The 12,434-nt window shown below is 43.8% G+C and carries 6 protein-coding genes; 2 read left to right on the plus strand and 4 right to left on the minus strand.

What is annotated here, in order from left to right; translation table 11 throughout:
• Positions 1–149 precede the first annotated feature (149 nt).
• The gene (locus tag VB775_RS02960) at positions 150–476 is read right to left on the minus strand and encodes a hypothetical protein (protein ID WP_281007258.1); all 327 of its coding nucleotides are present in this window, start codon (positions 474–476) and stop codon (positions 150–152) included.
• Positions 477–935: 459 nt separating this feature from the next.
• Here VB775_RS02960 and VB775_RS02965 point away from each other — a divergent pair, with 459 nt between their 5' ends.
• Positions 936–1,568, plus strand: a complete 633-nt coding sequence (locus tag VB775_RS02965) for a DUF3318 domain-containing protein (RefSeq protein WP_281007257.1) — start codon at positions 936–938, stop codon at positions 1,566–1,568.
• 48 nt (positions 1,569–1,616) lie between these two features.
• Here the strand turns inward: VB775_RS02965 and VB775_RS02970 are convergent, their stop codons facing one another.
• The 3 genes from VB775_RS02970 to VB775_RS02980 form a co-directional block, all read right to left on the minus strand.
• On the minus strand, positions 1,617–2,417 hold the full coding sequence (locus VB775_RS02970; protein WP_281007256.1) for an SH3 domain-containing protein: 801 nt from the start codon (positions 2,415–2,417) through the stop codon (positions 1,617–1,619).
• A gap of 104 nt (positions 2,418–2,521) precedes the next feature.
• On the minus strand, positions 2,522–6,961 hold the full coding sequence (locus VB775_RS02975; RefSeq protein WP_281007255.1) for a hypothetical protein: 4,440 nt from the start codon (positions 6,959–6,961) through the stop codon (positions 2,522–2,524).
• An 84-nt stretch (positions 6,962–7,045) separates the two neighbouring features.
• Positions 7,046–11,434 carry a hydantoinase B/oxoprolinase family protein gene (locus VB775_RS02980; protein WP_281007254.1) on the minus strand — a complete coding sequence of 1,463 codons (4,389 nt, stop codon included), beginning with the start codon at positions 11,432–11,434 and terminating at the stop codon, positions 7,046–7,048.
• Positions 11,435–11,781: 347 nt separating this feature from the next.
• Between VB775_RS02980 and VB775_RS02985 the strand changes: the two genes are divergently transcribed.
• Positions 11,782–12,381: a heme-binding protein gene (locus VB775_RS02985; RefSeq protein ID WP_281007253.1), complete on the plus strand. Its 600-nt coding sequence runs from the start codon at positions 11,782–11,784 to the stop codon at positions 12,379–12,381.
• Positions 12,382–12,434 lie beyond the last annotated feature (53 nt).

Consider the following 12,434-nt stretch of genomic DNA (forward strand, 5'->3'; position numbering starts at 1 on the left):
GTCATTGGTGCTGTAATGCACAAGCTGTTACGACAGGTCTTTGGTGTTCTCAAGTCTCAGCGTTCTTTCGATCCTAATTTTGTTAAAATTCCCTCTTGACTTTTTGGTACTCAAGACAGTATCTACAGAGATTTGTCAGTCAATCAGGTCTACATACAAACAAGTGCAGCAATCTTGGCAATTTTATCGGTGTTTAAGCCTTCCAATTCATCAAGGCTCAGCCATCCATCCTTCACCAATCCTGCAAATATGAAAACTAGCATGGGCAAGTGATAGTCGTATCGACCATCGACTTCATGGCGCTTAACACTCAAAAAGTCGTGCAAACGCCACATGTCGTCAATTTCAGCTAGATTGCTTGCTTTGTAACGGACTGAATCAATCAGAGAACTAATTTCTCGCTTATAGGCAATATCAAAAGCTTTCCTAGCTACCTCTTCTTCTGTTGTTGTCCACTCAGAATTAATTAATTGCATTATGAAAATTTAAAGTGATAATATTTATTTATGTTAAGAATAATAACTATATATCAATACTACGCAATTATCCACTATATTTCTTTACTTTTCTTAAACTATCACCGCTCTAGTAATGAGGATTTTGCGAATTTTTTTATTGATGCGTTACGTTTCTCTAACACATCCTACGAATAAGAATAATTAATCCTTCGCACTTAGTTGCAATGTGGCATTTTTAGCAAGCTCACACTGAACTTATAAAGCCTATAGCAATCCTAAATGGGTTGAGAGAGTGCGCCCCGAAGGGGCGCACTCTCTCAACCCTCCAAATCTTACAAATCATTTAGGATCGCTATATAATCTGAAGATAACTTTTTAGTTGTAATAATCTAATCAAAAGTGCAAGTAGTTAAAACTTATACTAAAATCTAGATTTAGCGATAAGTCCCTCAAAATTCTGAACTTTGACGAAGATTCATGCCATCTCCAACTTCTTCCTCCCTCCGAAATACCTTTGCCAGAACTGAGATCCGTCGTTTGCAAGACTTGCTACCGCAAGAGTTACAGGCTTGGGTAAAAGTACTTAACGCCGATGGTGTCCGTCCGCCACTGATCGCTTGTGAAGAAGCTGGTGGCGATGAGGTTGTGATCTTAGTCGATATGGTGCGCTGGGAACGCCTCGCTGAGGATCAGCGTAATTTGTTGTACTGGCATGAGGTTGCGCGTATCCAAAATGATGCAGTACCCAAGGATGGCTGGGAAGTCGCAGCATTAGCGATCGGTTTAGGTGGGGCAGTTGGTGAGCTGTGGGTACAAAATGGGTTGCTATTTGTGCTTGCGCTCGGTATCTGTGGTGTTGCTGGGTTTCAGCTATGGCGCAAGGGGACTAGTAAGAAAGATATTCGTAATTTGATTGAGGCTGACCAAGGCGCTATTCGTCTGGCGGTGCGGAATGGTTATCCTTTGCCTGCGGCGTATAAGAGTTTGGGTAGTGCGCTGAAGATTATGCTCAGTGATGCGTCTAAGGGGCGATCGCGTACATTAATCGAAAAACGCCTTGATGCTCTACGCAATGAAGCCAATAAGGCAAGACGCAATTACGAAAACTAAACTAAAAGCAAAAAGTGGTAATTAAAAAACTAAGCTAGATTTTTCAGTCTATGGCTTATCGAATTTAATTACACTTACGGGCGAAGTAAAACTAAAATTCTTGGTGTTAATCCACCCAATCTTATCGTAAGCAAATTTTACAGCTACCCAATCCACATTAATCTGAGGCTGGATAGTAGGAAGAATTTCATTGCTCGATATCATAGAAACTATCTTTGATCGAGCATTTGGACTTTCTCTAATTTCTACACAGTCACCCACTACCCATCCGTACTGATTGTTTTGACTCTTCCATAACTTTGCAGATTGATCCCATCTAGCGATTATATTGCCTCCAAAAAGTTGCAAATCAAATGTTTCGTTAAGACTAGCTCCTGGTAAATCTGTAACCCCCAAATTAACGACTCTTACTCCATCTGGTTTTAGAAATAGATAAGCACGCGCTTGACTAGTATCGTCTCCCATGTAAAACGACAACTCTTTCTGTCCATCACCATCGATATCTCTATCTAAGATTAATTTGTGCATCCAATAACTTGCCAGACTAGTTCCATAGGAAATTTCTAGAATGTCTTTACCAGTTTTTTCTCCATTCGCAAATAGGGTATATCTTACAAATTTACCAGAAACTTGATGGCAAGTATTTGTAGCATCATATTTGGGAACCAAAACCGTCCGAATGAAATAACTTGCAATAATCAGATCGGATTTTCCATTGTTATCAATATCCTGATTGATTACGATTTCAGATCTTGGCAAATCTAGATTCGGCTCAGCATTTACCAAAGCAGGAAATAAGCTAATTGATGTTAATCCAAGACCTAATGCAATTCCAATATTCTTAAGCATAGTATGAATTTTACTCTACTGAATTTTTATTGCGAAAAGACGTAACTAGCTCCTCATTTGTTCCAAATCTCACAATAGCCTTACACTATCGCTACTAACTGCACTTACTCCCAAGCTTCCAACTCGATCGCCACATTGCGAAATAGAACCAGAATGCGATCGCGTCTGACTTCAAAATTAGCAGCAACCAGAATGAATCCAATCCCAGCGATAATACCAAGCGCCCACATCAAGAAAGAATATTGAGTAACTAAAAGAACCGCTTGAGTGATTACCAACAAAATAAACGTGAACGTTCCCATAAAGAGATAGGCTCTGACGCGAAAAGCTAGTCCTGCCATGATAAAGGCAGCACTCAAGCCCCAAGTTGCGAGCGCAATCGTGGGATTAGAAAAGGAATAAAGAAAGGCCACTAGTCCCATACCACCGCTTAAGAGAACTCGAAAAGCATGGCGGAGAGCTTTCGTATTAGGCGATCGCAAGTTTGGTTCGACTTGAGCAAAATATAGTCCAGAGAAGCCAATCGCCGCCACATGGATCATCGTATTGATATTGAAACTGGGCGATCCAATTAAAGAGACATAATGGAAAACAGCCCAATTCCATAGAAACACTGTGATGTAAGTAGCACGGATTTGGTCTTGAACTTTGGCATAGATAGCGTAAAAAACACCAACGATGATCAGGCAAGGTGTGGCGATCGCCTGTTGGGTGATAAATATAAAGATAAACGGCAATAGAAAAGCAGAGTTATGCCAAGGACGTTCTGCCCAGCCCCATTCTTCCCAAGGTGGTAGATAGAGCATGGTGGCTATAATACAGGCGATCGCCGCCGCATAGGGCTGAATGAAGTTCGCAATCAACCAAGGATTAGGGAAAGCAAAGTAAATAAAATAGGCAATCGCACTAATTGCGGTAGTTATCCCTGTATAAATCCAGAGATCTGATCCCCCTAAATCCCCCTTGTAAAGGGGGACTTGATCCATCCCCCCCTTTCTAAGGGAACCTGAATCCATCCCCCCCTTTCTAAGGGGGGCTAGGGGGGATCTCTTACCCTCGATGATCGCATAGACCGTTAGCGCAGTCCCAATCATTCCACCAAGTAAACCACCTGTCACCGATGGATTTAAGAAACTTCCCAACAACAAAAAGATGGCGCTAGCCGTCCAATGTAAATGAGCTGAAATACCAATCTCTCGGATCGAAAGTCTTAAATAGAGAGCGATCCAGTGGACAAAGAGTTTGTAGGCATAGGCGATCGCACAGCCTAATGTCGCCAGAATCACTAAACCATCGCCAAGGCTACCACCTTGAGAACGAGACACCATTTGATAGAAGAGTAACTCATAGGCGGAAAAAGTCGCTACTACCATGGACAAATAGGTAAGCGCTTTGAACATAGGGTTAGATTGGGAAGCTCTGCGCCCAATGCCGATACCGATGAGGGATGTACTTAGCGAGAATAAACCCGTGAGACTGCTGAAGCTACCGATTCTCAGCAGCGAACCCATCACACCGTAAATCAAGGGAATGACATCCCAACTGCGAGGATATTCATTTTTACCTGAGCGTTGCATCCACCAATCGCCGCCTAGTTGGGTGATAAAGCCCAAAGCAATATTGGCGATCGCTAGTTCAAGTGCTGAGCCATTCGTAACTGCGATCGCTCCTGAAATTAGCAGTTCCACACTCCATGCAACTCCCCATTCTGCCCAAAAAGGGACTTTCGCTGTAGATTGCCAGATCCGATAAATCAGACCTAAGGTGACCAAGATCGTACTGGGTAGCAGATTTATAAATAGTTGGTCATCACCATTGAAGCCAAAGACAAGAACAGATAAAGCCGTTTGTAAAAGCAGAACTGCTGTCGAGATTAATGCTGACCAAATATCAAAGGCTTGGGCATAGGATTGATTTAAGGATAAATTGAGATTAGGAACTTGGCGATCGCGGCGATATTTGAGCCAATGATTGAGAACATAAAGCAGAATGGCGCTACTAACCATGCCATTAGTCCAGAAAATAAACTGGGCTGTTGAGCCATCATTAGATTTGAATTGCCACAGTAAAAAGGCGATAAATAATAAGCCATAACCGACGGTATTAAAAGCGGTGAGCAGCGATTTGCTGCGGCGCGTATTCACTAGCATTAGGGCAAAAGCTACACCTAAACCAATTAAACGTGAGCCATCACCTTGCCATGTTAAAAACTGAGCGATCGCCAGTCCTGCAATGCTCAATCTGATTGCCAAATCGCGATCGGCAAATTCGCGCCAAGTTCCTAAAAAGGTTAATGATAAAGGTACGCTTAACCAAGCAACACCCCAAGAACTGGTTAAAAATAGTAGTTCTCTGTTATCACCTTGTCCTGAAAATGGAGCATTCCAGAGCAAGATATAGCTAAGGGCGGCTAAACTTGCGCCAATGTGCCATGCGCTATCGCGCCATGCTTGTAGATGGAGATTGCTCCCAGATATTCTCTCTGGGGGTAAGATGCCCTCACCCCCAGCCCCTCTCCCAGAGGGAGAGGGGGGCAAGATGTTTTCTAGGGATTCACTCTGCGATTGAATCTGAATTTGATTTCTTTCTCCCCTCGCCCCTTGGGAGAGGGGCTGGGGGTGAGGGCTAAACTTCCCAATTACTAAAACCGAACTCCATTCGATCAACATTGTAATGAGTAGAAAGCCGACCCATGCAAAGATCTCAGTGGAACGAGTAAAGAAGAAAGTACCTGAGATAATTGCACTAAGGCTAACGATATGGGCGAAATAAACTAGGCTATGCAGATCTTTGCTAGCAGGCGATCGCCTTGCTTGGATGATTAAGAGCGTAACGGCTGAAAGCGATAGATTGACAAATATCGGTAACGGATAGCCAAAACTCAGAATAGTTAGTAAAACCCCAAATCCTAAAGCCAGTAATTCCGCAGTATTGGCTAGATCAAACTTTTGGTGATCGCGATAAATTGCAGCAACTATCAAAGTCATAATCAGATAGGGAAACAGGCAAAATCCTAGCAAATTAATTGCCGATTGAGTTTGAAAGAAGGCTATTAATTGCTGTTTAGAAACTACTTTCCAAGCATCAGGAATTAGTCTTTGACCTAACCAAAGAATTTGCAAACCCCACAAAAATAAATAGGTTAAATCAATGCTTTGCTCTAGTTTGATCAGGCGATCGCAGAGTATCCATGCAATCAATAAACTAATCGTCAAGGTTTGCCAAGGATACTGATCCCAAACTGACACTAGCCAACCTAAACCCAGCAAAATTTTGCCTAAGTTCGCCTGAAATGACAGGTTTGACGAATTTACAGTAGTTAAATTTGAGGCTTCAGAAGGAGATCGCAACTTTTCTGCTTTATTCGTAATTTGCACTAGAACCCAGCCACAAACCCCAAAAGCTAAGCCTAATTTAAAAACAGAAACATTTCCAAATAAAAGCGCCCGACTAATCAACAAGACTGTACTATAAGCACCCGTAATCAGCGCAAGGGGAAATGTCGAACTATCCGCAGTATTTAAGCTTTGACGACGATTTAAAAAAGTGGAAATTGCAATCCCACTGATCCCCAAATATACGGCAATTAATGGATAGTATGGGGATACAAACCAGCCCAGATGTAGCCAACCCAGTAATAAAATCACTAAAACTGAAATTTGGCTAAGTTGTCTTTTGGTGCGTTTTTTCTTTTGGTTAGTGGATGCGTCCTCAGATAGAGCCTGAGTTTCGCGAAATGTAAAAGATGTTTGTAATAGAAAAACGGCGATCGCTGAAAGTAAACAACCCGCGATCGCACTAATTCCTATTCCCGCAGGATTTTTGAGTAATCCTAAACCATCCATCGCCCAGAAATTCGCGGGAACTAACAGCAATGTCACTAATTGCAAAGCGCGAGTAGTCATCCGCAGACGTTCATTTTTGCTCGTCCAGAAACTCACACCAAAAAATCCCAACGTATAAGCCAACAGCAGCAAATACTGGATTTGGGGCGAAAAATTATCCCATTGACTAGCCGCTAGTAATCCCGATGAAACCACCACTAGAAACACGCCCAAAAATAGCAACCACATGGTGCTGAATTCTGATAGTAGCGATCGCACGGTTTGCGCGACTTTACTGGGTTCTTGAGGTGCTTTGGGTTTTATTGGTATTTTCTCAATAGGCGATCGCGGCAATCGCGAACCCGAAATATTGGCAGGTGGGCGATTTGGCTCCGCAATTGGTAAACTTCTGCTAGAGATCGCTGTTTCTGTTGCCATTGCCTTAATGTCGCAAACAAAACGAGTTTCGCAAATTAGTTTTACTGATTTCTCTTTGATTAAGCCTAACTCTAGCCAAAAATCTAGCCCTTGGAGAATCAAATCGTTTTGAATCGCCACTACCGTTAGACGATTTGCCGAACTGCGACTATTGCGCCATTTAAAATCCACCTCAGATATCAAATCCCACTCAAACCAAGCATCTAAGGCATCAAGGATGACATCATAGGGAACTGAAATTTCCAGTTCGAGGCGCAAATATTGCACTGGTTCTGTTGGCATGGGCGATCACTCCAATTCAAAAATCAGGAATCGTCTTTATTATGACTGATTAAAGAAAAAATGTTATTAGGTAACATTTTTTCTTTACCCATAACCACCACCACTAGGAGTCTCAATCATAAAAGTATCACCCATTTCCATTTGTACTGTGGCAGTGCTAGGTAAATCAGCGATCGCGCCATCATTTCTAATCACATAATTTCGCCCAGTTGCTCCCGACTCACCACCATTTAAACCGAATGGAGGAATAACGCGACTGCTGGACAAAATTGCCGCAGTCATCGGTTCAAGGAACTTGATGCGTCGAATAACACCATTGCCACCTTGATGCTTGCCCTTGCCGCCACTATTTTCTCGAATCGCAAACTCTTCCAAAAGCACAGGAAATCGCCATTCTAGAATCTCAGGATCGGTCAGTCGGGAATTAGTCATGTGAGTCTGGATTGCATCCGTACCATCAAAATCCATCCCCGCACCCGATCCCCCGCAAATCGTTTCGTAATATTGATAGCGATCGCTACCAAAGGTAAAGTTATTCATCGTCCCCTGTGATGCTGCCATCACACCCAATGCACCATACAAAACATTGGCGATCGCCTGAGATGTCTCCACATTTCCCGCCACCACCGCCGCAGGATAGACAGGATTAAGCATCGAGCCTTCAGGGACAATAATTTCTAACGGAACAAGGCAACCAGCATTAAGGGGAATCTCATCATCAACGAGGGTGCGAAATACATAGAGAACTACAGCTTTGCAGACCGCTAGAGGTGCATTAAAGTTATTCCCTAATTGCGCCGAAGTTCCCGTAAAGTCAATCTTCGCAGTGCAGTTAATAGCGTCTAAACTGACTGACACAATAATCTGACTACCATTATCAATAGGATAAATAAACTTCCGTTCAACTTTTTCTTTTTTCCCTTTTCCTTTTTCCTTGACCAAACTAGCGATCGCTTTCCGAATCGCTAACTCGGCATTGTCTCGCACATGGCGCATATAGTTCTGCACAGTTAACGCACCATAACTAGCAACCATACGCTGAAGTTCTTTTGCGCCACATTCATTCGCTGCAATTTGGGCTTGCAAGTCTGCAATATTTTGGACTGGGTTTCGGGCTGGGTATTGACTAGAAGTTAACAAGGCAAGAGTTTCTGCTTCACAAAATTTGCCACTTTTAACAAGCTGAAAATTGTTAAAGAGAATTCCTTCTTCTTCGATACTGGTACTATGCGAAGGCATGGAACCGGGGGTAATTCCACCAATATCGGCATGATGTCCCCGTGAGGCAACATAGAAAATCGGCTGCTCAGATTCTATGAATACAGGGGTAATTACGGTGATATCAGGTAAATGCGTACCACCGTTGTAGGGATTATTCGTGGCGAAAACATCACCAAAATGGATATTACCTTGGCGATCGCCTATCAGAGCTTTTACACTTTCACCCATCGAGCCAAGATGTACAGGAATATGCGGTGCATTGGCAACCAGTTCACCGTCACGGTCAAAGATAGCACAGGAGAAATCTAGTCTCTCGCGAATATTAACGCTAGCACTAGTATTTTGCAGCGTAAATCCCATTTGTTCAGCGATCGATTGGAAAAGATTATTAAAGATTTCCAATTTAATCGGATCAGGAAGAGATCCACCTAAATCCCCCTTATAAAGGGGGACTTGAAGAGCATCTTCTCCCCCCTTTACAAGGGGGGCTGGGGGGGATCTATCTTCAGCCTTAAGTAGAGATTCCCCTAAATCCCCCTTATAAAGGGGGACTTGAAGAGCATCTTCTCCCCCCTTTATAAGGGGGGCTGGGAGGGATCTATCTTCGACTTTAGATAGAGATCCCCCTAAATCCCCCTTATAAAGGGGGACTTGAAGAAACTCTTCTCCCCCCTTTACAAGGGGGGCTGGGGGGGATCTATCTTCGACTTTAAGTAGAGATCCCCCTAAATCCCCCTTATAAAGGGGGACTGCATTATCTTCTCCCCCCTTTACAAGGGGGGCTGGGGGGGATCTATCTTCGGCTTTAGATAGAGATCCCCCTAAATCCCCCTTTGCAAGGGAGACTTGAAGAAACTCTTCTCCCCCCTTTATAAGGGGGGCTGGGGGGGATCTATCTTCGGCTTTAGATAGAGATCCCCCTAAATCCCCCTTGTAAAGGGGGACTTGAAGAAACTCTTCTCCCCCCTTTATAAGGGGGGCTGGGGGGGATCTATCTTCGGCTTTAGATAGAGATCCCCCTAAATCCCCCTTGTAAAGGGGGACTTGAAGAGCATCTTCTTGCGTTGCAAGAGAGAGCCGCCTTAATATCAAACAATCATCCTCATTTAACTCTGCTTCCCAATTCGGCTCGATCGCATTAGTCCCCGTTGCATCAATAATCAATGCTGCACCCTGCACGCGATCGCCTACCCGCAAATCCTCTCGCCGCAAGATAGGAGTTTCTTGCCATGCACCTGCCATGTAGACTTGTACTTTTTGGCTGTTGGGTGTTAGCTGTTGGCTATTAGCTTTTTTCCTTTTTCCTTTTTCCTTTTTCCTTGAAATAATGACTTCCACAGCGATCGCTTCTACCATCAGCACTTTATCCGCAAAGATGAAACCATAACGCTCTTTGTGCAAAGTTTCAAAGCTAGTTCTCAAGGATTCCAAAACATCGTGTGAGAAGTCGCCAATCGCAACTGTTAACGAAGAATCTGTGCCAGCATAGCGTAATCTCAAGCTAGTCTCTATCTGCAAATCACCGTTCGGCTGATCACCATGCAAAAGTTCTTTTATCGCTTCTTCACTTAATTCTTGAGCAATAGTTGCTAGTTCTGCTAGTAATTCTAAATTTAGTTCTGACTCCACTGTGCGATCGCGGATGGTGCGAATATCTGCTAATCCAATACCATAGGCGGATAAAACCCCTGCGTAGGGATGAATGAATACTTGCGTCATGCCTAAGACATCGGCGATCGCGCAGGCGTGCTGACCACCTGCACCACCAAAGCAACAGAGGACATATTCAGTAACATCGTAACCACGCTGTACTGATATTTTCTTGATTGCCATCGCCATTTTTTCCACCGCAATTTCTAGAAATCCTTGGGCAACGACTTCAGGAGTAACGGCTTGTCCTGTTGCTTGGCTGATGTTTTGGGCTAATTCTGTAAACTTCTCAATTACAACTGTGCGATCGAGTGGTAAATCCCCATTCTTGCCAAATACTTTGGGAAAGAACTCAGGCTGTAACTTCCCTAACATCACATTGCAATCGGTCACCGCTAAATTACCACCATTGCGATAACAGGCAGGGCCCGGAAAAGCCCCTGCGGATTCGGGGCCAACGCGATATCTAGCTCCATCAAAAAATAGTAAGGAGCCACCACCAGCCGCCACTGTATGAATGGACATCATGGGCGTACTTAGCCTGATGCCAGCGACTTCTGTCGAGAGCGATCGCTCATAGCTTCCTGCATAGTGCGCTACGTCTGTAGAAGTCCCTCCCATATCGAAGCTAATAATTTTCGCAAAACCCGCTTGCAAACAGGTCTGTACTGCACCAACAATCCCCCCTGCGGGACCCGATAGAATACTGTTTTTGCCTTGAAAAGATGTGGCTTCTGTCAATCCACCATTGGACTGCATGAACATTAATTTTGCAGTCTGTCCCCCCTCTCCTGCGGGAGAGGGGCTAGGGGTGAGGGTCTGAGATTTTGCAGTCTTATCCCCATCTCCTGATAAAGAGGCTCTAGAGGTAAGAGTCTGATTAAGTTGGGAACTTACGCGATCCACATAGCGCTTGAGAATTGGTGATAGATAGGCATCAACAACCGTAGTATCACCACGGCTCACAAATTTGATAAGAGAGCTAATTTTATGGGATATGGAAATCTGCGTGAAACCGATTTGCTGAGCTAATTCGGCTAATTTTTGCTCATGCTGAGGATAACGATAACTATGCATTAAAGCGATCGCACAAGCCCTAATTCCTAAATCATAAGCCTTTTGTAATTCTCTAATCGCCAAATCCTCATTTAAAGGAATGAGAACTTCTCCATGGGCGCTATAGCGCTCCTCAATCTCAATTACTTGCTCATAGAGCATTTCAGGCAAAACGATATGTCTAGCAAAAATATTCGGGCGATGCTGATAGCCAATGCGTAAAGCATCTCTAAAGCCTTTAGTAACCAATAAAACTGTGCGATCGCCTTTGCGTTCTAAGAGGGCATTAGTTGCCACCGTCGTTCCCATTTTAATTGTCGCAATTTGCTCTATGGGAATAGGCGCAGTTTGAGGGATACCAAGAATATCGCGAATCCCCTGTATCGGTGCATCGCTATAGCGATCGGGATTCTCGGATAGCAGTTTATGAATCAGGATTTCACCATCAGGATTTTGCGCGACAATATCAGTAAATGTGCCACCGCGATCAATCCAGAACTGCCACTTATTATTGTCTTGGCTCACTTTCGCTGAACTCTCAATCATTGTTATCTAATATATTCAAGACCAATCACTGTTGTTACGTGGAACGTAGATGATAAATCTCTTACTACTAGCGAAGCAGGGCAACCACGGGGGGATTGCCCCTACCTTTAAATGCAGGGCAACCACGGGGGGATTGCCCCTACCTTTAAATTTCAGGGCTTGTAGGGGCTGCGCCCCCGTGCCAGCCCTAGATTTATGGCATTGCAGGAATTTTTGCCCCGTAACATCAGTTATCAATATTTATAGCACTTTGCCTTACAGCAAAAAACAAAAGATAAAAGGGGGCGTAGAGCACCGTAATTTATGGATTTAAACATTGCCTCAGAAATACCTCTTACAATAGGAATATGAAACTTTCTACATTGCTCATCATTGTTGGTGCGATCGTCCTTCCTCTTGCATTCTTTGCCGTAAAAAAAGCTATGTCTGCTCCTCTACCCGTCGGATTTCCTACGCCTACTCCCCACGATACGATCGAAGTTAAGCAATATCCTGCCTATCGTTCAGGTACGTATACCTATGAAGGCAACCTCAGCGATGCCACCAGTTATTCCTTTAACCCGTTGTTTCGACATATCAGCAGTAACAATATTTCTATGACTGCTCCTGTCGAAGCTCGCTATCCGATCGCTACTATCGATCAGCCCATGCAACAGGGTAAAGCTAAGGTTTCCTTTTTGTATAACAATAACGAGATCAATCCACAGCAAATATCTGCTGATATTCAAGTAGAAGACCATCCGCCGATGCTAGTTGTCAGCTTAGGAATACAGGGAGCCTATGGCTATGGTAGTTATCCAGAGCATATTGCAAGGTTAAAGCAATGGCTAGTTAATCATCCAGAGTATGAAATTATTGGTGAACCACGAGAATTTCTCTACGACTCTCCCTATACGCCATCTCCGCTAAAGCGGCGCGAAGTCCAAATTCCCATTCACAAGCGATAATGAATCCTCAAGAAGTGCCGCGCACAGCGCGGCACTTCTTGAAACAATTAACT

The organism is Pseudanabaena sp. CCNP1317, from assembly GCF_034931345.1.
GTDB classification, from domain to species: domain Bacteria; phylum Cyanobacteriota; class Cyanobacteriia; order Pseudanabaenales; family Pseudanabaenaceae; genus Pseudanabaena; species Pseudanabaena galeata.

Bases quoted from the DNA above. Each gene is read 5' to 3' on its own strand.
- VB775_RS02960 (WP_281007258.1), bottom strand. From the start codon at position 476: ATGCAATTAATTAATTCTGAGTGGACAACAACAGAAGAAGAGGTAGCT.
- VB775_RS02965 (WP_281007257.1), top strand. From the start codon at position 936: ATGCCATCTCCAACTTCTTCCTCCCTCCGAAATACCTTTGCCAGAACT.
- VB775_RS02970 (WP_281007256.1), bottom strand. From the start codon at position 2,417: ATGCTTAAGAATATTGGAATTGCATTAGGTCTTGGATTAACATCAATT.
- VB775_RS02975 (WP_281007255.1), bottom strand. From the start codon at position 6,961: ATGCCAACAGAACCAGTGCAATATTTGCGCCTCGAACTGGAAATTTCA.
- VB775_RS02980 (WP_281007254.1), bottom strand. From the start codon at position 11,434: ATGATTGAGAGTTCAGCGAAAGTGAGCCAAGACAATAATAAGTGGCAG.
- VB775_RS02985 (WP_281007253.1), top strand. From the start codon at position 11,782: ATGAAACTTTCTACATTGCTCATCATTGTTGGTGCGATCGTCCTTCCT.